Origin of the sequence: Flavobacterium sp. ZT3R18 (assembly GCF_007097385.1) — a bacterium.
Classification (GTDB): Bacteria; Bacteroidota; Bacteroidia; order Flavobacteriales; family Flavobacteriaceae; genus Flavobacterium.
Map to the genome: position 1 here is coordinate 209571 of NZ_VJZS01000005.1, position 24378 is coordinate 233948.

The 24378-nt window shown below is 35.2% G+C and carries 18 protein-coding genes and 1 pseudogene; 6 read left to right on the plus strand and 13 right to left on the minus strand.

Annotated features, from left to right (window positions below; genetic code table 11):
- The first annotated feature begins 25 nt into the window (after nucleotides 1–25).
- On the plus strand, nucleotides 26–883 hold the full coding sequence (locus FNW52_RS08105) for an alpha/beta fold hydrolase (RefSeq protein ID WP_143376946.1): 858 nt from the start codon (nucleotides 26–28) through the stop codon (nucleotides 881–883).
- 920 nt (nucleotides 884–1803) lie between these two features.
- Nucleotides 1804–2616: a 23S rRNA pseudouridine(2604) synthase RluF gene (rluF, locus tag FNW52_RS08115; protein ID WP_143376993.1), complete on the plus strand. Its 813-nt coding sequence runs from the start codon at nucleotides 1804–1806 to the stop codon at nucleotides 2614–2616.
- Between the two features lie 295 nt (nucleotides 2617–2911).
- Here rluF and FNW52_RS08120 read toward each other — a convergent pair whose 3' ends face one another.
- The 4 genes from FNW52_RS08120 to FNW52_RS08135 form a co-directional block, all read right to left on the minus strand.
- A complete protein-coding gene (locus FNW52_RS08120) occupies nucleotides 2912–3799 on the minus strand; it encodes a bifunctional 5,10-methylenetetrahydrofolate dehydrogenase/5,10-methenyltetrahydrofolate cyclohydrolase (protein WP_143376947.1) in 888 nt (295 codons plus the stop codon).
- 89 nt (nucleotides 3800–3888) lie between these two features.
- Nucleotides 3889–5235: a signal recognition particle protein gene (gene ffh, locus FNW52_RS08125; RefSeq protein WP_143376948.1), complete on the minus strand. Its 1347-nt coding sequence runs from the start codon at nucleotides 5233–5235 to the stop codon at nucleotides 3889–3891.
- A 169-nt stretch (nucleotides 5236–5404) separates the two neighbouring features.
- Nucleotides 5405–6037 (minus strand): HmuY family protein, encoded by a 633-nt coding sequence (locus tag FNW52_RS08130; RefSeq protein ID WP_143376949.1) that lies wholly within the window; start codon nucleotides 6035–6037, stop codon nucleotides 5405–5407.
- A gap of 20 nt (nucleotides 6038–6057) precedes the next feature.
- Nucleotides 6058–8133 (minus strand): TonB-dependent siderophore receptor, encoded by a 2076-nt coding sequence (locus FNW52_RS08135; protein WP_143376950.1) that lies wholly within the window; start codon nucleotides 8131–8133, stop codon nucleotides 6058–6060.
- Between the two features lie 97 nt (nucleotides 8134–8230).
- On the opposite strand from FNW52_RS08135, the gene FNW52_RS08140 reads away from it, so the two are divergent.
- The gene (locus FNW52_RS08140) at nucleotides 8231–9142 is read left to right on the plus strand and encodes a DUF6607 family protein (RefSeq protein ID WP_143376951.1); all 912 of its coding nucleotides are present in this window, start codon (nucleotides 8231–8233) and stop codon (nucleotides 9140–9142) included.
- Nucleotides 9143–9157: 15 nt separating this feature from the next.
- Nucleotides 9158–9502, plus strand: a complete 345-nt coding sequence (locus FNW52_RS08145) for a DUF6686 family protein (RefSeq protein WP_143376952.1) — start codon at nucleotides 9158–9160, stop codon at nucleotides 9500–9502.
- A 231-nt stretch (nucleotides 9503–9733) separates the two neighbouring features.
- Here the strand turns inward: FNW52_RS08145 and FNW52_RS08150 are convergent.
- The 4 genes and pseudogenes from FNW52_RS08150 to argS form a co-directional block, all read right to left on the minus strand.
- Nucleotides 9734–9862 (minus strand): annotated as a pseudogene (locus tag FNW52_RS08150) (DALR anticodon-binding domain-containing protein); the annotation flags it as partial.
- A gap of 37 nt (nucleotides 9863–9899) precedes the next feature.
- Nucleotides 9900–10382: a DUF3368 domain-containing protein gene (locus FNW52_RS08155; protein ID WP_143376954.1), complete on the minus strand. Its 483-nt coding sequence runs from the start codon at nucleotides 10380–10382 to the stop codon at nucleotides 9900–9902.
- Nucleotides 10375–10623, minus strand: coding sequence for a UPF0175 family protein (locus FNW52_RS08160; RefSeq protein ID WP_143376955.1), 249 nt, complete (start codon nucleotides 10621–10623; stop codon nucleotides 10375–10377). Before FNW52_RS08160 ends, FNW52_RS08155 begins: the two co-directional genes overlap by 8 nt.
- 178 nt (nucleotides 10624–10801) lie before the next feature.
- Nucleotides 10802–12580: an arginine--tRNA ligase gene (gene argS / locus FNW52_RS08165; protein ID WP_143376956.1), complete on the minus strand. Its 1779-nt coding sequence runs from the start codon at nucleotides 12578–12580 to the stop codon at nucleotides 10802–10804.
- Nucleotides 12581–13024: 444 nt separating this feature from the next.
- Between argS and FNW52_RS08170 the strand changes: the two genes are divergently transcribed.
- Both FNW52_RS08170 and FNW52_RS08175 read left to right on the plus strand, forming a co-directional pair.
- A complete protein-coding gene (locus tag FNW52_RS08170; RefSeq protein ID WP_143376957.1) occupies nucleotides 13025–15382 on the plus strand; it encodes a TonB-dependent receptor domain-containing protein in 2358 nt (785 codons plus the stop codon).
- 458 nt (nucleotides 15383–15840) lie between these two features.
- Complete coding sequence (locus tag FNW52_RS08175; RefSeq protein WP_143376958.1) at nucleotides 15841–17580, plus strand: oleate hydratase; 1740 nt, start codon at nucleotides 15841–15843, stop codon at nucleotides 17578–17580.
- A gap of 617 nt (nucleotides 17581–18197) precedes the next feature.
- Here the strand turns inward: FNW52_RS08175 and FNW52_RS08180 are convergent.
- The 5 genes from FNW52_RS08180 to FNW52_RS08200 form a co-directional block, all read right to left on the minus strand.
- The gene (locus FNW52_RS08180; protein ID WP_143376959.1) at nucleotides 18198–18893 is read right to left on the minus strand and encodes a copper homeostasis protein CutC; all 696 of its coding nucleotides are present in this window, start codon (nucleotides 18891–18893) and stop codon (nucleotides 18198–18200) included.
- Entirely contained in the window at nucleotides 18893–19888 is a 996-nt protein-coding gene (locus FNW52_RS08185; protein WP_143376960.1) for an isoaspartyl peptidase/L-asparaginase family protein, read from the minus strand. Before FNW52_RS08185 ends, FNW52_RS08180 begins: the two co-directional genes overlap by 1 nt.
- A 59-nt stretch (nucleotides 19889–19947) precedes the next feature.
- A complete protein-coding gene (locus FNW52_RS08190) occupies nucleotides 19948–20850 on the minus strand; it encodes an ROK family protein (RefSeq protein ID WP_143376961.1) in 903 nt (300 codons plus the stop codon).
- Nucleotides 20851–20880: 30 nt separating this feature from the next.
- Nucleotides 20881–23184 carry a glycoside hydrolase family 20 protein gene (locus tag FNW52_RS08195; protein WP_143376962.1) on the minus strand — a complete coding sequence of 768 codons (2304 nt, stop codon included), beginning with the start codon at nucleotides 23182–23184 and terminating at the stop codon, nucleotides 20881–20883.
- A gap of 62 nt (nucleotides 23185–23246) precedes the next feature.
- Nucleotides 23247–24335, minus strand: a complete 1089-nt coding sequence (locus FNW52_RS08200; RefSeq protein WP_143376963.1) for a glycoside hydrolase family 18 protein — start codon at nucleotides 24333–24335, stop codon at nucleotides 23247–23249.
- Nucleotides 24336–24378: the final 43 nt, after the last annotated feature.

A 24378-nucleotide genomic window follows, 5' to 3' on the forward strand; every position in this document is an offset into this window, starting at 1 on the left:
GGGACTTTTTTTATACCCTATTATTTTGAGCCTAAAAAAAAGTATTCGATTTCTAGTTGTCAAGTCCGTTGGTCAATACATCAACCTGCTTAGTTTTGTGCACCCCAAAAAAGCCTTGCATGTATCTTATTCTCTTTTTAGCCAGCCAAGAGTAGGCAAACTTCATAAAGAAGACCTGCCAACAATTCTACAAAACACCATCAAAGAAACGTTCCAACACAACGAACACCATTTTCAAACTTATACCTGGAAGGGAAATGACACCAAAATCCTGTTGGTTCACGGCTGGGAAAGCAATTCGGCTCGCTGGGAGAAAACCCTACCGTATCTGCAAAAATCTGGAAGCACCATCATCGCCCTAGACGCACCCGCACACGGACAAAGTAGCGGCAAGGAATTCAACGTACCTCGCTATGCCGAGTTCATTAACAAAGCAGTCGAAAAATACAATCCCAGCATCATCATTGGTCACTCCATCGGTGGTTCGGCCTGCGTTTATCATCAGTATTTACATCCCGAATCCAGCATTGAGAAAATGGTCATTCTAGGCGCTCCCTCCGATTTGAAAACGCTCATCGACAATTACATCCAAATGTTGAGTCTCAATCGCAAGATGTTTACCCTTTTGGAAAAACGCTATCTGGAAAATTTCAATTTCAAGCTAGACCATTTCTCTGGCGGCACATTTGCCAAACAAATCAAAATCGAAGGAATTATTGCGCACGACACCACCGACAAAATAGTGGATTTTAAAGAAGGTCAAAAAATCGCAAGCGGCTGGAAAAAAGGACGCTTCATCACAACCAAAGATTTAGGTCATTCCATGCACGACGATAAATTGTATCAAGAAATATATCAATTTTTATTTGAAGCGAAAAAATAGGCTTCCTTGTTAGTATGGGTTCCCGCTATCCACTATATCTTTTTTTCAGTCAGGGTAAAAAAAACCCTGACTAAAAAAAAGGATGCCGCTTCTATCGGGGCTAAAGAGGAGAAATTGGTTCTTTTTCAGTTATCACTTAAGTCAAGAATCTAATTTAAATTCTCCAAAAGAAACTCAGGCGAGAAATCAGCCCCATTTTCCCACTCCAAAGTCCAAGAATTAAGTTTAAACTTTCCGAAATTATCGATTTCTTTAAGAGGTTCAAATATTTTTTTATCAAGATGTCATTTCAAATCAACTACTCCCTTTTTATTGTTGTTAAATTCAATCTCTATCTGATACTCTTTCAAATAATTTGCTTTTGTAACCCAAACTAAACTCATAGTAGTATTATTTTACAATTATTCAGATTAATATTTACGCTAAAGAATCAATATTCACATAAAGACACAAAGGGAGCACAAGACAAAATACACTTTTAAATAAAACATTATGAAGTTCAAAAAAATCTGCGAAAATCAGCCTAATCTGCGTGCTAATTTTACATAGTAGATTTCAATATTTTTAAAAATCATGACATTATCGTTGTTCCTACGACCCCAGAGGAATCGAAAGCAATCTCATTAAGATTAGTATTATATTGACCTCGGAGAGGTCAAATGTTTATAGAAATAATATTCGATTTCCACAACGACCCCAGCGGGGTCGCATGTTTCCCTTCATAATACAACCCCGCTGGGGTTGGTGGTGTATGATATCTTGGTTTCTATAAACATTGAAATCCTCTGGATTTCTCTTAACCTTAATAACATTGCGATTGAAAGTACACGTTACGAAATCTTTCTATAAACAACTACAAATCTATGCACATTCTAAAAGAAGAAAATCCAAGAAGTCTAAAAAAAGACTACTTTTGCAGTATGGAAGAAAATCTAAAACGCCTCAATAAATTCATAGGAGAAACGGGCTATTGTTCCCGACGCGAAGCCGATAAAATCATCGAAGAAGGTCGAGTAACCATCAATGGCGTCGTACCAGAACTTGGGACTAAAGTTTCGCCAGATGACGAAGTGCGTATTGACGGAAAACTAATTCGGGAGAAAAATGAAAAACCCGTTTATCTTGCTTTCTATAAACCCGTAGGAATAGAATGCACCACAAACCTCGATGTTCGCAATAACATTGTGGATTACATCAATTACCCTAAACGTATTTTCCCTATTGGAAGATTAGACAAAGCCAGTGAAGGTTTGATTTTCATGACCAATGACGGCGATATTGTCAACAAGATATTGCGTGCCAGAAACAATCACGAAAAAGAATATACCGTAACAGTAAACAAACCCATAACCGATCGTTTTATAGAACGAATGGGAAATGGAGTTCCTATATTGGATACTGTAACCCGTAAATGTAAAGTAGAACAAATTAGCAAATACATTTTCAAAATCATCCTAACGCAAGGTTTGAACCGTCAAATCCGTAGAATGTGTGAGTATTTGGGCTATGAAGTAACGGCTTTGAAACGCATCCGAATTATCAATATTTCGCTTGATGTTCCTGTAGGTCGATATAGAGATTTAACCGATGCCGAAATAAAAGAATTGAACGAACTTATTGAACCTTCCAGTAAAACAGAAGAAGCGAGTTTACCTAAAGCGGAACCCGCAAAAAGAAGAACAGAATTCATCAAAAGAGATGATCCAAGGTTTAAGAAGAGAGGGGATTATTAATCCCGAATTAGAAAACACGGCTGTATTCTAAAATAAACAGCATATAATTTTAACCCTTTAAGAAATATAAGGTCATTTAAGCTGGATGAAAAAGCAATAACTTATATTTTCTTATATTTCTTATATGGTAAACCTTTTTATCAGAATCTATACGCTTCGGAAGTCTTGAGTGAATTTTAAATATCTGTTTTAAAGAATAAGCTAAAAAAGCTGTCCATTGTAGAATTGCGGAAAACACAAAAAAAGCTTATTCAAATCAAATAAGCTTTTTTTTATTGGGTAATGAAAGATCAATTTATTCATTTCTGGCAATTCTCATTTCTCTTGCCAAAAGTGTATTTTTCAACAACATCGCAATCGTCATTGGCCCTACTCCTCCAGGTACTGGAGTGATAAAAGACGATTTTTTGCTTACATTTTCAAAATCAACGTCACCGGTAATCACATATCCTTTAGGATTTGTATCATCTGCAACACGAGTAATACCAACATCAATAACAACAGCCCCATCTTTTACCATTTCAGCTTTTAAGTAGTTGGGAACTCCCAAAGCAGTAATAATAATATCAGCTTGTGTTGTAATTTGGGCAATATTTTTGGTATAACTATGCGTTAATGTTACCGTTGAATTTCCAGGAAAACCTTTTCTTCCCATTAGGATACTCATTGGTCTTCCTACAATATGACTTCTCCCTATTACTACAGTGTGTTTTCCTTGAGTTTCTACACCATATCTTTCTAGCAGTTCCAAAATTCCAAAAGGCGTAGCAGGAATAAAAGTAGTCATATCTAGAGCCATTTTCCCAAAATTCTCAGGATGAAATCCATCAACATCTTTTCTTGGGTCAACCGCCATCAAAACTTTTTGCTCATCAATTTGCTCTGGAAGAGGCAACTGAACAATAAAACCATCGATTTCATCATTCTCATTCAACTCCTTAATCTTTTTCAGCAATTCTGTCTCCGAAGTTGTACTGGGCATTTTCACTAAAGTAGACTCAAAACCTACACGTTCACATGCTTTTACTTTGCTCCCCACATAAGTCAAACTGGCTCCATCATTACCAACAATCAAAGCGGCTAAATGAGGCACTTTACCCCCTTGAGCTTTGATCTTTTCTACCTCGGCAGCGATTTCGCATTTAATATCTTCCGCAGTTTTTTTTCCGTCTAATAGTTGCATTTTAATTTAGTTTTAGTTTTTCAGATTTCAAAGTTCACGTTTCAAATTCACGTTCCAACAACTTGAAACCTGAAACTTGAAACAAAAAATTACCTCATTCCAGGCATTCCTTTCATTCCGCCCATCATTTTCATTAGGTTTTTTCCACCTGGGCCTTGCATCATCTTCATCATTTTGCTCATTTGGTCAAACTGTTTCATCAATTGATTCACTTGCTCAATTTTTGTCCCAGAACCTTTAGAGATTCTAGCTTTCCTTTTTACATCAATTATAGCAGGCTTACTTCTTTCTTCTGGAGTCATCGAGTGAATAATGGCTTCAATATGTTTGAAAGCATCATCTTCGATTTCAATATCTTTCATGGCTTTTGAAGCACCTGGTATCATACCCACCAAGTCTTTCATATTACCCATTTTCTTTACTTGCTGAATTTGTGACAAGAAATCATCAAAACCAAATTCATTTTTGGCAATTTTCTTTTGGATTTTTCTGGCTTCGTCTTCGTCATATTGCTCTTGTGCTCTTTCTACCAAAGACACAACATCCCCCATCCCAAGGATACGTTCTGCCATACGAATAGGATAGAATACATCAATAGCATCCATTTTCTCCCCTGTACCTACAAACTTAATAGGCTTGTTTACTACCGATTTAATAGAAATTGCAGCTCCACCACGAGTATCCCCATCTAATTTGGTCAAAATAACCCCATCAAAATTCAAGATATCGTTGAAAGCTTTGGCTGTATTAACTGCATCCTGACCTGTCATCGCATCCACAACAAATAAAGTTTCTTGTGGCTGAATGGCTTTATGCACTTTGGCAATTTCGTCCATCATTGCTGCATCGACCGCTAAACGACCAGCAGTATCGACAATCACGACATTAAAACCATTGGCTTTGGCATGCTTGATGGCATTTTGTGCAATTTCAACTGGGTTTTTATTTTCTGGTTCGGAATACACCTCAACACCTATCGAATCCCCAACAACATACAATTGTTGGATAGCCGCTGGACGATAAATATCACAAGCCACCAAAAGTGGTTTTTTATTCTTTTTCGTTTGAAGATAATTGGCCAATTTACCAGAAAAAGTAGTTTTTCCAGACCCTTGTAATCCCGACATTAATATCACTGATGGAGTTCCGGAAAGATTGATTCCTGCAACATCTCCACCCATCAATTCAGTAAGCTCATCTTTGACTAACTTTACCAATAATTGTCCCGGTTGTAATGTAGTTAATACATCTTGACCTATTGCTTTCTCTTTTACTTTGGTAGTAAAATCTTTGGCAATTTTAAAATTGACATCGGCATCAAGCAAGGCACGACGCACTTCTTTCAAAGTTTCGGCTACGTTTACTTCAGTGATTTTCCCGTGTCCTTTTAATATATGAAAGGCTTTGTCTAGTTTATCGCTTAAATTATCGAACATAATTGTATTTCTCTTTAATTAAGCCGCAAATTTAATGATTTGATATTGAAGTTTAAATAGTATTAGAAATAAAAAAGCAATTGTTTTAAAATAAAGTTCAAAACAACAAAAAGAGGCTGAACAAATCCAGCCTCCTTTTCCCAAAAATAAAAAAACCAACTAACTATAATTAAAAATTTGTAGTATTACTCCCTTGATAAACAAATTTAAAAGTAAAATTCCTTGATACCGAATTGGCATCTGGTGTTGCTGGAGCATCTTTATAATAGCTCAAAATTTCAAATTTTGCATATTTACCATTGTGTGTTTTTACAACAAACACTTTTCCAGCTTTTGCAGAAATAATATGTGTGGTAGAATTGTAGTCATACCAAGCATTATCCCCCGAAGTTGGAAACGCGTATGTCTTTGCTCCGTCTTGCGCAAATGTACCCGCTGCAGGAATTGTAGTGATAGCACCTAATGTACCCGAAACAATACTTACCGCCCCAGTTCCTTTTCTAGCTGGCTCATCTGCAAGACCAATTAGGGTTCCGCCATTTACAATAATAGTTGTCCCTCTGAAAGCAATATCCCAATTATCATTAGTAACTATAGCATTTTCTGAAAAACTAAATTTTGTAAATGCCCCACCAGCTAGCTGCCCTTGAGCACCTGTTTGAGGTGCAGCTAAATTGGAAACCGTTTTGGTTTCTAATACCACAGCAACAGGTGTGTCATTGTCTTTGTTGCAAGATGCTGTAAATAGTACTACTGCTAAAATAGAAAGTTTAAAAAAATTTGTTGTAAATCTGTTTTTCATAATAAAAGTGTTTAAAATAATTAATAATTGAATTGTAATCTTCCAAAAATCTGTCTTCCTGAAACGGTGCTAATTTCTTCTGGATTTGTAAAATCAAAAAGATTGTTTACACCCATTTGGATAAATAATTTTTCTTTAATTTGTTTTGAGATTGAAAAATTGGCTGTTGCATAACCATCGACAAAATCATCATATTTATCTAAAATTTGGTTGCTATTAGAATCCGATAAACCATATTTGCTTCTATAAAAAACTTGTAAATTGAAATCGGTTTTTAGCTTTGGAATCGTATAATACAGCTTCACATTTGCCGTATTTTTCGAGCGATTCAACAACCCAAAATAATCGGCTTTTTTAATCTGAAAAGACTCTAATGTGGTTGGATTTCTGGCAAAAACAGTTCCGTTTTCGATAGCTCGAACAACCGATTGATCTTTGGCAATGAGGTACTGATATCCCAGAGAGACATTAAATTGATCTGAAAAATTATAAGCAGCATTCAATTCTAATCCATAAGTAAAAATTTGATCGATATTAAAGTAGCTAAATACGTTTTGCCCATTTGTTTTTTGAGCCACCACCCGAGTGTCAATTAAATTAGAAATAGAGTTATAAAACAAATTGGCTTCTATTTTTAATTTCTCTTTTTTATAAAAACTTCCAAAATTGAAGTTTATAGAACTTTCCGGTTTCAATGGATTTTCAAAACTAATTTCCGGAATTCGAGACAACAATTGTCCTTGACTTTCTAATACATTTAATCTCGATTCTGCAACATTGTAGCCCAAAACGGTATATCCTACCGATGAATTGGTAAAATCAAAATACAATTGTCGAAAATCGGGTGCTTTAAAGCCATATCCTATCGATGATTTGAGTGATAAATGGGTATTGAGTTTAAAGTTTATGGCTAGTTTTGGACTGAGCTGTGATTGATATTGATTGTTATTATCGTATCTCAAACCCGCCAGAATATTCCATTTATCCGTTGGATTATAATCATATTGAAGAAATGCGAATTGCGAATTAAATATTGCCTTTTCGGCAAAATAAGTTCTATTCAGCGTTTCATAATTCAGACCAATTCCTGTAGTTAATTTGTTTTTATTGATCGAAAAAGTAGTTCTAATTTCGGGACGAAAAAGCCATTGATCATAAAAATTCTCTTCAAAAAGCACATTGTTTGGATTATTCAAAAAAGATTCGTTTTTATAATTGGTTGTATATAATTCATAATCAGTACTTATTTTTGAATTCCATTTTTGTTCCACTTTTGTATTAATATCCCATTCGTTTATAGTCGCATCTCCATTGTAATTTAGTTCCTGAATAACCGTTTTATAATCTTGTTTCTGATGGTAATATCTTGTCCCTAAAGTCAATTTGACCCCCTGCGAAAAATCAAAATAGAATCTGGGCTGAATCGTTATATTCTGATAAGGTTCAACTGTTTTTAGTGCAGTAGTTTTATCTAAATCATACCCATCGGATTTAAAATAATCTGCAAAAACTGCCCCCGAAAATTTTTTCTTTTTCCAATTCAAACTAGCATTAGTATCCATCGTATTAAAGGTTGCATAGCGATACGAAAAACTCCCTGAAAGCAAATCTGTTTTTGGTTTTTTGGTAATAATATTAATCACTCCTGCCAAAGCCTCCGATCCATACAAGGAAGATGAAGCTCCTTTTACAATTTCAATCCGTTCTATATTCCCAACACTAACTCTCGATAGATCTAAAGTTCCTGCGCTTCTCCCCACAAGCGGCACTCCATCCATTAGAATCAAAGTATAAGCAGCGTCCAAACCTTGCATCTGAATCCCTTCGACACCCCCAAAATCAGCCGTTGTGATGAGTCCTGTTTGTTGTGCCAAAATCTCGTTTAATCTTGTCACTCCAGCTCTTTCAATAGCAGTCGCTGTTATCACATAAGTAGGCAATGGCAAAGTCGAAAGCTGTCTTTCAGTACGTGTTGCCGTTACAACGACATCATTTAACTGCTCCGTTTTTAAACTAGTATCATTTTCATCTACTTGAGCAAAACCCAGTGTTGGCAACAAAATCAAACCTATAAACTTCATTTTATTTAGAGACATTCTTAATAATTTTTGACAAATATATATCTTATTTTTATTTGTTCTAAATAAATATAGTATTTTTGTCCAAAATAATTATTCATTAAAAACTAACCTTATGAGAATCAAAGCATTCCTTTTTTCCATTGTATTATTAACAAGTCTAACTGGTAAAAGTCAAGATTTGCAACAGCAACAAGACATTAATTCAATCAAAGCAATGTGTGGTTGTTATGAAGTGAAATTTAACTTCACGGAAACTTTTAAATATTCAAAAGATAGCGTCAATTACAAACCCTCAGCAACCAAACACGATAGTGGGCTCGAATGGATAGAATTAGTAGAAGACCAACCCAACAAAATTGTTATGCAGCATTTATTAATAGTTGGAACTGGAGAAAATGACATTGTAAAACACTGGAGACAGGACTGGCTGTATGAAAACACCGATTTGTATTCTTATTTCAAAGACCAAACTTGGAAATTCAACAAATTACCTGCCAAAAATGTAAAAGGACAATGGACTCAAAAAGTATATCAAGTAGATGACAGTCCGCGATACGAAGGGACAGCAAGCTGGGTTCATGTTGACGGAACTGATTATTGGAAAAACACAACGGATGCTCCCCTGCCAAGAAGAGAACACACCAAAAGAAACGATTATAATGTACTCAAAAGAAGAAACATTCAGGAAATAACGCCGTTTGGATGGATTCACGAGCAAGATAATGACAAACTGGTAAGAGATGCTGACGGAAAAGATGTGGTATTGGCACAAGAAAAAGGAATGGACATTTATACCAAAGTAGCCGATAGCAAATGTAAATTGGCTCAAAATTGGTGGAAAAACAACACCGAAGTTTGGAAAAAAGTAAGAAGTAAATGGGAAAAAGTCTATGCTACTAACAAAGATTTATCGTTACAAAACAAAGTTGATAAAAAATCGCTTTTCGCTGTTTTATTTGCTTTAAAACCAACCGCAACCCAAGCAGAAGTTGATGCTATCATTGATGCTTTTGTTGTTAAATAATTAAAAATTAAGCTTATGTGCAATCTAAAAATATTAAACCGTACCTCGAATGGAATTTTACTGCATTGCCAGCATAGGGATATGTATCAATTGCTGTTTAACAATTTGACCTTTGATCTGAGTAGTGTCGAAATGACGAGTTTCGCCAATTATTTGGATCAAATAGACATTGATTATTGGGAAACAGAATATAAACACTCCATTTATGAAAAGAAGATTCCAATCCCTACTTTGCAGACCAATTTTATAATTTTGTTAAACAGAAAAGAACTGGAGGAATTGCGGTTTTTGGTAGATGGTGTTAGTGAATACAAAATTCTAAAACCCTTTGAAATCAATTATATGATGGTTTCAAATTGATAGATAGCGGCAATTAGCTCCTAGTAATTAGCTCTTAGTGATTAGCATTTGGTGTGCGAAAAACAAGAATCTATCGCTAAAAATTATTTCGGTTATTTTTTGTACAAATTTCGAATACACTTACAATACTATTCACTAAAAGCTACTCACTAATCACTAATTATGTTTTAGAAATAGCGCATAAAAAAATCCGAGCTTTTCAGTTCGGATTTTTAATTTTATGTTTCAACATTACATTCGCTCTGGCACATTGATACCCAACAATTGAAAAGAATCTGCAATAACTTCTGCCACTTTTTTGGACAATTGTACTCTGAATGTTTTTTTGTTCAAGTCCATTTTTCCAAGTATAGAAACGGTTAATGACGTGTGTTAGGCGACAGCAGATTTTCGGGTTTTATTTTTCGTTTGCAAGTTTTAGTGCATTTTCAATAAAACTATCACTTAACCAAACGTTTTTTGTTCTTAGTTCAAAAAGCAAAGGTTTTAGTTCAGTTATATGTCCAAGTTGTTTCGCTTTTAAAAGTATTCCAATTGTTCCAGTAACTTTTAACCCTGCATGTTTAGCGTGAAATCTTCCTAAAGATTCATCAAGAATTATTAAGTCAGCTTCTTTTTCAGTTGCTAAAACAATTGCTTCGGCTTCTCCCTTATCTAAATCTAAAAAGTAAGACAAAGACTTTTTATTAATTATTTTTTCTATTTGAATCCATTCAATTTTAGATAAATCGGTGTAGAATTCTTTATTCTTTCCTGCTTCGATTTCATTAAATACTTCTTGAGGAATAAAAATTTCCCCATACAAATCTTTAAAGATTTTGAGTTTACCAATTTTTAAAAGTGAAATAATAGGTGTGGTATTTGAAACAACTTTAAGCATTTTGTAAATCTTCATTTAAATCTTCAACATTCAAAAACCCAACATTATATTTAGCTAATAATTCTAAAAACTCAATTCTAGATAATTGTAAAACTTTCGAGGCTGTTCCAGATGAAATTTTCCCCAATTCGAAAAGCTTTACAAGTGCAGAAATTTTAATTTCTTTTCCAAATTCGCTTTTATTCATTCGCATTGAGTTTGCCAAATAGTCCGGATATTCTATAGATATGATTTGTGACATCTTTTTTATATTTAATATTCCAAATTTACTAAAATTTTCTGTTGATTTAGCTTTCTGTTCGTTAATTGTCCGTTTTTTGGACTGCTGTCGCCTAACTTACCGCTTGGCGAAGTTTGAGGCTGCTTAAATTGAAAACGGCCTCCAATGGAAGCCGTTTTTTTGTATGATATAATTGGTATTACATTCTCTCTGGCACATTGATACCCAACAATTGAAAGGAATCTGCAATAACTTCTGCCACTTTTTTGGACAATTGTACTCTGAATGTTTTTTTGTTCAAATCCGTTTCTCCAAGTATAGAAACGGCTTGGTAAAAAGAATTGTATTCACGCACCAACTCATAGGTAAAATTGGCAATCAAAGCCGGACTGTGATTGTGAGCGGCATTCTGAATCACTTCTGGAAACAATTCAAGTTGTTTTACCAATTCTTTTTCTTTCTCGTGCATCTCGACTACGCCCGATGCGGCATTAAGATCAAAATCCGCTTTTCTTAATATCGACTGAATTCTAGCGTAAGTATATTGAATAAAAGGCCCTGTATTTCCAGCGAAATCTACAGATTCTTCTGGATTAAACAAGATTCGTTTTTTAGGATCTACTTTTAAAATATAATATTTAAGAGCTCCTAGACCTATTGTATTGTATAATTTTGATTTCTCCTCTACCGAATAAGTGTCTAATTTTCCTAAATCTTCGGCAATTTTTTGAGCAGTGTCTGTCATTTCTTGCATCAAATCATCGGCATCAACTACAGTTCCCTCACGGCTTTTCATTTTTCCAGAAGGTAAATCTACCATTCCGTATGACAAATGAAACAGATTGGAAGCCCAGTCAAATCCTAATTTTTTCAGGATCAAAAACAATACTTTGAAATGATAATCTTGCTCGTTACCCACCGTGTAAACCATTCCGCCAACATCTGGCATGTCTTTTACACGTTGAATCGCCGTACCAATATCTTGAGTCATATAGACCGCTGTTCCATCAGAACGCAATACAATTTTACGATCCAATCCTTCATCAGTCAAATCGATCCAAACCGAACCATCAGGATCTTTTTCGAAAATCCCTTTTTCAAGACCTACTTGAACGACATCTTTTCCTAATAAATAGGTATTGCTTTCATAATAAAAACTATCAAAGTTTACGCCTAGATTTTTATAACTTATTGCAAAACCATCATAAACCCATTGGTTCATGGTTTTCCAAAGCGCAATTACTTCTGGCTTTCCATTTTCCCAATCCAAAAGCATTTGTTGCGCTTCCAGAATGATTGGAGCCTGTTTTTTAGCTTCATCCTCGGTTTTACCGGCATCCATTAATTCGGCAATTTCTGCTTTGTAGGCTTTATCAAAAGCTACATAATAGTTACCAACCAATTTATCGCCTTTCAATCCTGTAGATTCCGGAGTTTCTCCGTTACCAAATTTTTGCCAAGCCAACATGGATTTGCAAATATGGATTCCTCTATCGTTGATGATTTGTGTTTTGTATACTTTTTTACCCGAAGCTTTGATGATCTCGGCAACCGAATAGCCCAATAAATTATTACGAACGTGTCCTAAGTGTAAAGGCTTGTTGGTGTTTGGCGAAGAATATTCTACCATCACCGCTTTGTCATTTGCCGAAGGCGTTACAAATCCGAACTTCTCCGTATTCTTGATTTCGTTGAAGAAATTTAAATAATAAGAATCTGCAATTACTATATTCAAAAAACCTGAAACCACATTAAAACGGGCTACTTCGGGAACATTTTCCACCAAATAATTTCCGATTTTATTTCCTAATTCTACGGGATTGCTTTTTACCAATTTAAGTAGTGGAAAAATAACCATCGTAATATCGCCTTCAAACTCTTTTCTGGTAGTTTGAAACTCTACTTTATCAATGGTTACTTCAAACAAAGTTTGAATGGCTTTCTCTATAGATGGGGTAAGAATATTGGATAATGACATGTGTACTTGCTTTTTTTAAGTGTGCAAATATAAGGCTTATTAGCCAAATATAGAATGTGAAAAATAGCATTCTCATTTAGAATATTCTTTTTATCTATAAAAATAGGGCTTTATATTTTTTTCTTTGAGATCTGTTAGAGCTGCGTAAAAAAAAAGGCGCGCAAATCTCGCAGATTTACGCAGATTTTTTCTCAAGCGAATGCTCAGAAAGCATTCTGTTTTTTGAGCATTTACACCCTTAAAAAAAATAAAAAAATTATTTTAAAACAAGCAAAACTCAAAAATGCTTCAAAAAAATTTCAACTACAAAGGGCTAAAAATCAAAGCGGCACAAAACAATTTCAAAAAAAATAATAACTTTTTCATGAAATAGTGTTACAAAACAAGAATAAAATAGTCTTATGGGAAATCATCAATCAAAATCGATCAATCAAAAAACAAATTATGAAAACTAAAGTATTAGTATTATTCCTATTGAGTTTTATAGGAATAGCACAAGCAGAAAACCCCGGTATTATGTCGGGAAAAGTAGTCAACAAAACCACAAACACAGCTGTTCCCTACGCATCAATTGTAATCAAAGAGGCTGGCAAAATAATTAATGGAGTTGTAGCTGACGATAACGGAGCCTTTTTAATTAAAAACTTAGAATTAAAAAAATACACTTTAGAAGTAGAATTCATTGGATACAAAAAATACACTACCACTTTTGAATTGAATACTTCGAAAAAGACTTCCAAAATAGAAATTCTTTTGGAAGAGGAAGCTACAGAACTCCAATCGGTTGATATTGTCAAAGAGCGTTCGTTGATCGAACAAAAAACAGATCGAAAAATTATCAATGTAGGTAAAGATTTACTGAGTGCTGGAGCAACTGCTGCCGAAATCATGAACAACATTCCCTCTGTAAGCGTAGATCCTCAAACCAATGCAGTAAGCCTTAGAGGAAATTCAAATGTGCGGATTTTTGTAGATGGCAAACCGAGTACTGTAGATGCAGCTCAGTTATTGCAACAAATTCCATCGACTTCTATCAAGCAAATTGAGTTAATCACCAACCCATCGGCCAAATACAATCCCGAAGGAATGAGCGGAATTATCAATATCGTATTAAACAAAAACGCTAAAATAGGTTTTAACGGAAGTGTAAATAGTGGTGTAACCTTTGGCGAAACCCCAAAAACAAATTCTTCTTTTGACATGAATTACCGTAGTGGAAAAATTAACATGTATGGAAATTACGGCTTAACTACAGGAAAACACCACAATTACGGACATGTTGAAACGCTTGATCCTAATGACCTAAACACTCAGAATTTTGATTTCTCAAACAGCAACACCTCACATTTAGCCAAAGTGGGGCTTGACTTTTATCTGAATGACACCAACACCATTTCTATTTACACTACCCAAAATGTTAATAAAGAAAATGGCCGCTCAGAAGTAATTGTAGATTTTCCAAATAAATTAAAACCTTGGGAAATTGACCTGTCAAAACGTATCACTCAATTGTTAGACAGTAAAAACGATAATTATACCCAAACCTATAATTTAGATTACAAGAAAAAATTCAAAAAAGAAGGACATACCCTTGAATTTGAAGGTAATTACAGTAACAATAATAATACCGAAAACAGTGTATTCAATGATCCTAAAACAAATGATATCACCAACAAAGGAGAGAATGTTTTACTGAATTTAGATTACACTAATCCCTTAACTGAAACCATAAAACTGGAAGCAGGATTAGAAACCAGAATAGAAAATACAAAAAATAATTTTCTCTTGAATGGCGCTTATAATTCAAATTTCAATTACGAGAGAAACATTTATTCTGCCTATACTACGATCTCGAAACAGTGGAAAAAATGGAACGCGCAAGTTGGCGCTCGTTTTGAAAAATACACTGCCGATGCTTTATTCAAAAAAGTGAATGAAGCCGATGGTACTTTTAATGACAATTTATTCACGGTTTATCCTTCTGGTTTTTTAAACTATGAGCCAAATGATACTGATTCCTTTAATCTTAGTGTTTCAAAACGTGTGGACAGACCAAGTATCGATCAAGTAAATCCTATTCGCGAATGGAGTACTCCTCTGATAGACTCGGAAGGAAATCCAAATTTGTATCCTCAATTTACCAATTCGGTTGAATTGAATTATACTCGAAAAACCAAAATAGGTTCTATCACTTCGGGAGTGTTTTACCGTCAAATCAACGACGAAATTTCAAGAACTCTTACTGAAAACCCAAATGATTCCAAAAAGCAAATTTTATCTTATGCCAATTTGGGTGACAATAATGCTTTTGGAGTAGAACTTTCTGGAAATTTAGATTTTACAAAATGGTATACTGCCAATATTAGTTTTGATGTATACAATAAAAAAACCAAAGGGTATGTGGGAACTGATTACGTAGAGGCAAACGTTACGACCTTTAATTCTCGCATAAGCAATACCTTTAAAGCCAATAAAAATTTACGTTTTCAATTGACTGGAATGTACCGCGGTGAGGATTTAGGGCTACAATTCCTTAGAAAACCAATGTGGAAAATAGACTTCGGATCTAGTCTTACGGTACTTAAAGGAAGCGGAACCATTACTGCTAGAGTAAGTGATATATTTGACAGCATGCATTTTGCATTTGATGCTACAAATCCAAAAATACAAACTGGAGAATTCCACTGGGAAAGTCAAACTGCCTATGTAGGATTCAATTATCGTTTTGGAACAGGAAAAAACAAAGCTATTCAAAGAAAAGCAAGAGATAAAAATGAAACCCAAGGAAGTGGCGGGTTTTAAAGATTAGTTTTAATAATAGGTTGCAAAGAAAGAAACCCCAGAGTATGCCAACTCTGGGGTTTTTTATTTTTAACGTATGAATATTGAAACTTATTTCAATAATTATGCAACACTTATATTCTCAAAACAAAGCAACTTTACACCCTCGCAAATACGCATTCAATTGAAAAAATTATTCAATAAAAAAAAGTAAAGGTTTCAAAAAAATGTTCAAGATATCATAAAATGGAAACCTTTTGTGCACGACGTCGAAATTGTTCCTGATGGAGTAGTAACTACATCTGGCGAGATTGACAATAATTTAAAAAACATAAAACCGAAAACAGTATCAAAAGTATATCAGGTATAGCTACTCTATAATTCGAAGAGGGTTGGCTAACTTTATAAGGCGAATTACATTGAAATTAACAACTTGAATCGGCCAAAAATATTTTCAGCATCCCAAAGTGATACTTAAAATGAACTTGGAGTCTGGAGTTTGGCATTTAAACAGCCAAATAACAGTTGCTTTTTTTGCAAATAACAATCTGCCATACAAAACAAAAAACTTGTCTATCAAGCATTTACAATTAATAAAAACAATACGCATTTCATTTCTTAAATTTAAAAAAAACAATATGATACAGAGTAAAGAAAAAATTCAAGCTTATTTAGTAGGTGGTGGTATTGGGTCTCTCGCGGCGGCCGCTTTCATGATTCGTGATGGTGGGATAAAAGGATCAAATATTACTATATATGAGACTTTACCGCTACTAGGCGGTAGTTTGGATGCAGCACTTAAAGACGAAGGATACTCCTTGCGTGGCGGACGCATGTTAACAACAGACAATTATGAATGCACTTGGGGATTATTTAAATCCATTCCGTCTCTTGCGAAACCTGACACGACAGTTTATAAAGAAACCATTGATTTTAATGAAAAAATCAAGGCCCATTCTAACGCTAGACTAGTTGATCGTGATTGTGCAATTGTTGATGTAACTTCAATGGGTTTTACAATGAATGACCGACTTGAACTCTTCAAACTGACTGAGGCGAGCGAGGAACATTTGGGTAAAAGTCGCATTAACGAATGGCTTTCGCCAGCGTTTTTTGACACAAAATTTTGGTACATGTGGGCAACTACATTTGCTTTTCAACCTTGGCACAGTGCCACAGAGTTTAAACGTTATTTGCACCGTTTCATGAAGGAATTCTCTAGAATTGAAACGCTCGCTGGAGTCAAACGCACGGTTTATAATCAATATGATTCACTGGTTCGTCCGTTAATGGCTTGGCTTGAAGCACAGGGAGTTAATTTCTTGACTAATTGTACCGTTACAGATTTCGAACTAAAAACCGAAAATGGCAAAGTTGCAGTTACTGGTATAATCTATGATCAATCTGGAAACAAAAAGACCGCCACAGTAAATGAAGATGATTTAGTGTTTTTCCAAAATGGCTCCATGACCGATGCGTCAAGTCTTGGTTCCATGACAAACGCACCAAAACAGCTAACAAAAAAAGATAGCGGTGGTTGGACACTTTGGGAAAAATTAGCAAAAGGACGCCCTGAATTTGGTAATCCAAGCGTTTTTAATTCAAGTATACCCGAATCGTATTGGCACTCTTTCACAGTTACACTAAAAGACACGGCTTTCTTTGACAAAATGGAAGCATTTTCAGGAAACGAAGCAGGAGTTGGCGGATTGGTCACCTTCAAAGATTCCAACTGGTTTATGTCGGTGGTATTGCCACACCAACCTCATTTTGCGGAACAGCCTTCGAATCTTCAAGTTTTTTGGGGATATGCATTGCATCCGGATCGCATTGGGAATTTCATTGCTAAACCAATGTCTGAATGTACAGGAAGCGAAATTTTGCAAGAACTTTGTGGCCATCTAAATTTCGACATGAATAGCACATTCAATGCAGCGAATTGTATTCCTTGCAGAATGCCTTATATCACTAGTATGTTCATGCCTCGCATAAAAGAGGATCGCCCGCTACCCGTGCCAAAAAATTCAAAAAATCTTGCTTTTGTGAGCCAATTTGTCGAAATTCCGGAAGATGTAGTTTTTACGGTTGAATATTCCATCAGAGTTGCACAAATGGCTGTTTATGAACTGCTCAATATTGACAAAGAAATTCCGCCAATCTCACACCATGATAAATCGATCAAAGTAAACTTTGATGCCGTCATTAAAGCATTTGAATAATGGAAGCAGTGGGGCTTATATTTTAAATAATTCTGCCCCAAACCATACAAACCATTAAATCCTTGTCGATTAGCATACAACACATGTAGTATTTAACTTTTGAACTTAAACCAAGCATCCGTAAATGGATTCTTTTATTCCGTTAGGTAATTCAACACAAAGTGTTTTTTGAATTACCTAACGGAATACTTTTTGATTCTAGCACGAATTGAATAGGTATTGTAATTATTTAAAAAAAGTTAGACACAAATCGCACACCCAAGCGACAGCGAACTCAATGTCATTAAGTTAAGGAATAATTTGTAAAATTATTTAAGATTTTTGATTAACGATTTTTGATTGCAGAAGTTTTAATTCTCGTAAAACCGACAGATTTTGTATTTATCAACACAAAATCTAAAATCTGAAATCGTTAATCATCATTCAAAAATCTCTTAACTTAATGACATTGACAGCGAACTGACGAAGTAAATTTACACGAAAAATTGGTGTTTCAATTTCTCTAATTCAAGTAAAAGCTAGGAATTAGAATAATTCAAATTTTGAATTACTCTAATTTGTGACAATTCGTGTAATTTGTATCGAAATTTTTTACCCGCACAATTCATGGTAGAATCTTAATAAAAGATGGGGTTGATAGATTGCAAATTGGTTTTTAAGGCTTTTACCTCCTCTTCATTTGCTGTTTCGCCAAAATCAACAATGGCGGAAGAATGATAGAAAATAGCAGTTGTTCTTTCTTTTAATAACTTAATATTAGTGGAACGCAAGCCGCCACCGGGCATAATGATAATTCGATTGTTCCCCTTTTCAACCAATTCTGCCAATACATCAATGCCTTCAACCACATTATTGGCTTGTCCGGAAGTCAATATGGTTTTAAAACCGCATTCGATTATGGATTCAAGCGATTGATATATATCTTTAACCACATCAAAAGCACGGTGAAATGTACATGGAATTGGGTTGGCCAATACCACTAACTCCTTATTTTGTTTTTCATTAATGCTTCCATCTTCTTTTAAAATTCCGAAGACAAAACCATCTACTTTTATCTTTTTGAACTGTCTGATTTCATTTTTCATTTGTTCAAACTCATCATCCGAATAGACAAAGTCTCCACCTCGCGGGCGAATCATTACATTTAATTCAATCTCCAATTCTGCTCTAACACTTTTTGTGATTTCAAAATTTGGTGTTGTTCCTCCTTCGTTCCTATTGTCACATAATTCTACTCTATCGGCACCGTTTTGTTGGGCAATACTAGCGGATTGTGGATTAAAACACGCTATTTCAAGTTTTCCTTTTTTCATTATTTTAAAAAATAGTCGGAATCAATTAATCGGTTTCCAGTGGCGTCATTGACGGCATAATTGAAACCTCCTTGAATACAATAAGAGCCATACTCCCCTTCTTTATTCAGGGCAATAAAACCAACTTGTATGTCTTTTAGGTTTTTATTTCTATTTTTCGTCAATTTTACAATTCGGGCAACCGCTTCTTCACACGCTTTTTGTGGCGACTTTCCTTGGCGCATCAATTCTACAACCAAATGGCAGCCCGAAATCCGGATCACTTCTTCTCCATGACCAGTTGCAGTTGCAGCGCCTATTTCGTTATCGACGTACAAACCAGCTCCAATAATTGGAGAATCGCCTACTCGCCCGTGCATTTTAAATGCCATTCCGCTAGTGGTACAGGCTCCAGAAAGATTTCCATTGGCATCCAAAGCAATCATTCCTATGGTATCATGATTTTCAATATTGGCAATCGGTTTGTATTGACTAGTTTTTAGCCATTCTCTCCATTCCTTTTCTGATTCTTCGACCAATAGATTTTCTTTTACAAAGCCTTGTGATAACGCAAATTGCAATGCTCCATCTGCAACCAACATTACGTGGGGTGTTTTTTCCATAACTGCTCTTGCTACAGAAATAGGATGCTTAATATATTCCAAACAAGCCACAGCCCCAATATTGGAAAACTCATCCATAATACAAGCATCCAGAGTTACACGACCGTCTCTATCGGGTCTCCCTCCATAGCCCACACTCCGTTCTTTCGGATCTCCTTCTGGGATTTTAACTCCCGCTTCTACTGCATCCAAAGCGCGGCCGCTCCTTTTTAATATGTCCCACGCTGCTTCATTAGCTTGTATTCCAAATCGCCATGTAGAAAGAACAATTGGTTTTATTTTTTTATTTGATACCACCAATTTTTCCTCCTCGGATTCTCCTTTGAAAGAATTCAATGCCACTGCTACAGACGCTATCGCTGCTGTCTTTATAAAATTTCTTCGATTTGTCATATCCTACTTTTTATCAATTCTAAATCCTTTTTTATATTCATCCCAAATATAATTCAAAACTACAATGTGTAAAGCAGACTTGAAGCTCCTAATAAAGCAGCAATTTCATTATCTGTAGAAATTAACACACTAACTTCACAGCTAGCCTCCTTAATCTTTTTTTCGAAAGAAGGCAAGAAGTAAGCACTTGCATTAGCTATCTTCCCCCCAATAATGAAATGATCAACCGAAAAGTTTTTCAACCAAGGAATCACAATTTCGGCTAAATCTTCTCCCATCTTTGCAAAAGCAATTATAGCCAATTCATTTCCAATCGTAGCAAGATTAAATAGCTCCAATCCATTTGCTACTTTAGTTCCACTCAAGTGAAAATAACTGGATAAAAGCCCACGTGCTGACACATAATCTTCGGCTATCCCCTTTTTATAGGGAAGGTCATATATTTCCCCTTCTTTTGGCACTAAACTTCCCGAATTAATTGAAATTCCCTTGTCTATAAAACAGGCGCCTAATCCTGTCCCAATCGTAATTGCCATCACGCTTTTTAAAAGATTATTTTTATCTTTATAAACTTCCCCTTTACCAAAACAAACCGCATCATTTTCAAAATAAATAGGGAAATCATCTGAAAAAGGGAATCTTTCCTTAATTAAATCCCGAATACTTAAACCATAAAAATGTTCATATTTTGACTGTCCTTTTATCCAGCAAATGCCTTTTTCATAATCAAATGGCCCTGGTATACATACTGCTGCCCCCATTACAGTTTCTACCCCTGATTTTTTTAAAGAAATACGAATCACTTTTTCCCAAATATCCATAACCTGGTCTACTGGTAAATTAGAATCAAAAGACTCTTTGTACAATGAAGATTCAAGGACTTTCATGTCAATAATGTCTATAATTGCAGCTGTAATATGGGTCCCTCCAATGTCCAATCCAATGGCATATACTTTATTCATTTTCTTTTATTTATCTTACTATTTGTAATTTTATTCCACTATCAGTTCATCTACAAATAGCCACCCTGATTTTCCTTCGCCACTATGACCTAGAGGACAGAGACTATTTTTTGCAGTCACTCGAATATACTTTACCGTTTGAGGGTTAAAAGCCGCAACAAAATCATACTTCATGTTTTTTAGATTGGCATCGATCGGGTTGTTTACCGTTTTTATTTCTGCATAATCCGTCCCATTTGACGACCCTTCAAATTTTACAGATTGGGGTAAAAAAACCCAGTCGTTATAATTTTGCAAACATCCCAAAGCTATGCTTTTTATACTTTTCCCCTTTCCAAGATCAATTGTTGCCACCATATCTTTTGCAAAAAAACCATGCCAATATTTACCATTTGCATTAGTCCCCCTGACCCCATCCGTTAAAGAATTAGGTCCATCAGCAAGATAATATTCACTTACCGGATTAGTGTAAACTACTGGACTTCCCATTGCTTTATGCATGACGAAATTTTGTTTTGCAGCCTGAACACTCCTAATCTGATTATTTACTACGGTAGCTGCTTTTAATTCTAAAGATGAATTAATTTTTATAGGCTGTTCGTATTTCAGACTTTGCAAAGTCGGTTCAGATCCATCAGTTGTATAAAGTATTTCTCCATGCAACGCTTCTGTAAAAAGAGCTACCTGCAATTGTTCGTTTTGAAAAGAAGGTTTTATACTAACCGTAAAATTCCCGGGAGAATAATTTAGCCCTTTTTGATCATATCCTCTAAAATGATACTGCAATCGTTCCTTAAAATCATTCCAATTTTTAGTGTCTTTTGGAGACCACAACACTTCGGCTAATGCGGCCATACGGGGAAGCACCATATATTCTAGATGTTTGGTAGTAGCTATGTATTCTGTCCATACATTCCCTTGTCCGCCCATTACATATTGCTCTTCCTCTTTATTTAATTCTTTAGGAATGGGTTCGTAATCATACACTTTTTTTACGGTATTGAAACCGCCTATAGCTAATGGCTCTCCCTCTGGTCCCGCTTGATAATGGTCAAAATAACAAGGAGAATTGGGCGTCATAATTACATTGTGTTTCATTTTGGCAGCCTCAATTCCACCAGCTTCTCCACGCCAGCTCATCACTGTAGCTTCGGGTGCTAACCCCCCTTCTAATATTTCGTCCCAACCAATCATTTTTCGGTTCTTTGAAACTAAAAACTTTTCTATTCTTCGTATAAAATAACTCTGCAATTCATTTTCATCTTTCAAATTTTCGGCTTTCATTCTAGCTTGACATCTAACGCAGTTTTTCCAGCTTGTTTTATCAACCTCATCACCACCAATATGTAGGTAAGCAGATGGAAAAATAGCCATTACCTCAGTCAATACATCCTGAATAAAGAGAAAAGAATTATCATTTCCTGCACAGTAATTACCTTCCATTTTACTGGCGAAAAAATCACCAGATTGACCAAAATTGGTTGCAGAATTACAAGATAATTCAGGGTAAGCGGCCATTGCAGCTTCAGAATGACCTGGCATTTCTATCTCGGGAACTACGGTAATATTTCGGGCTTTGGCGTAGGCCACAATTTCCTTTAGCTGTTCCTGTGTATAATATCCTCCATAAGTTGACTTGTTTCGGTCTGCATTAAACGCTACCTCAGCCCAGTTCCATGGTTTATTTAAGTCATCTACTCGCCAAGCCGCTTGTTGCGTAAGTTTTGGATACTTTTTGATTTCCAAACGCCAACCTGCACCATCAACCAAATGCCAGTGAAAAACGTTCATTTTATAGGACGCCATGAGATCGAGGTATTCTTTTATCACTTCGGTACCAAAAAAGTGACGGCTTACATCGAGCATCATTCCACGCCATTTAAAACGAGGATAATCATTCACTTCCATAACAGGTACTGCTAATGCTGCATTGGTTCGTACCACAGGAAGTATTTGTAATACGGATTGCATTCCATAAAAGATGCCTTTATGACTGCTCGCTTTTATTACTATTGAATTAGGCGAAACCTTTAATTTGTACCCTTCATCTGGAACTCCTTTTTCGATTACAAATTCAATTTTTTTGGCTGTCTTTTTATTTATTTTCAAAGATAATCCTGAAATGTTTTTAATACAGCTAGCCAAAAAAATAGCATTAGGATTTAACTCTTTTTGGGATTTATGGTAATGGATAGCTGTATTCTCATCAATTATAAAATTGCCTATACCCATTTTTATATCCCCGGGTTTCGGGATAATTGGAAGTATTTGTTGCCCTTTCATTAGCCCTGAAACGAATAAAAGAAGTAGTAAAACTATTTTTTTGAATGGCATAACGGTTTTTGTTTTTTTAAGAGTGATTCTAATTTTGAAAGACACATTAATTTCTATTTGAACTATTTTGCAATTTTTATTTGGTATATCGCATCGACCATGCCATTGCGAGGGCTGTCTAAAACCAGTTCCCAAAACATAATTCCTCCAAGTTTGTTTTTTATTACATAGGTCGTTTTTGCTTTAACAGAAGGGATATCATCCCCAGTAGCAAATAATTTCTCTTTTTCATTATACCAATAGGCTGCCATTGCCTTTTGGTCCCAAAAATAATTCCAACCGTTTGCTGTGGTAAATGATGTGGTATATTCTTTGAAATTTACACCAGCAGTTGGTATGCCTGATTGGTATAAACCATTGTTGCTATTAGACACCTCTTTCCAAACTCTTGTATAAAAGGCAGCTCCAATAACTATTTTTTTTGCAGGTATTCCTAATTTCAACAAATAGGTTACCGCTTTATCCGTAGATTCTTCATCCTTTTTAGTACTAAACAATGGGGTATGATGTCCTGTAACTTTTGAATAACCATTTACCAAATCATAACTCATAATGTTTACACGATCTACCAATGGCATTATTTTTTTCCACTCAACGGATTCGTCCAAATATTTTTGAAAGCCTCCAGAAGCAAAACTTAGTTCATTCTTGTTTCCTAAAGTTTGCCGAAGTATTTTAATAAGTTCCGTAAAGTTCTTTTTGTCGGCTTCTTGATAATGATGCTCTGGAAATCCTTCTATAGTTGGATATTCCCAATCCAAATCTAATCCGTCGCAATTAAAATAGGCATTAACTTCTTTTACCGATTTTGCAAAATCCTCTCTTCCTTTTGGGGTAGAAAAGACATCAGAACAGGTTTCACAACCTCCCCAACCTCCTAAAGACAACATGATTTTTAGTTGAGGGTTCTTAGCTTTTAGGGAAACTAAATGTTTAATAGTCAAGGAATCTTTAGCAGTATCCACACTTAACTTACCATCCTTCAAATGACAAAAACTATAAATAATATGAGTTAATTTATTTACCTCAAATTCATTTATTTGTTTATCATCGCCTGTATAATATGCGATTACAGCTAGATTTTTATTGCTCTGAGCAGTTATACCAGTAGTGATAAGAAGTAACAAAAAAAGGAGTTTTATGGTTTTCATTTTTATATTATTTATTGATTTCGAACACACATTATTGATTTTC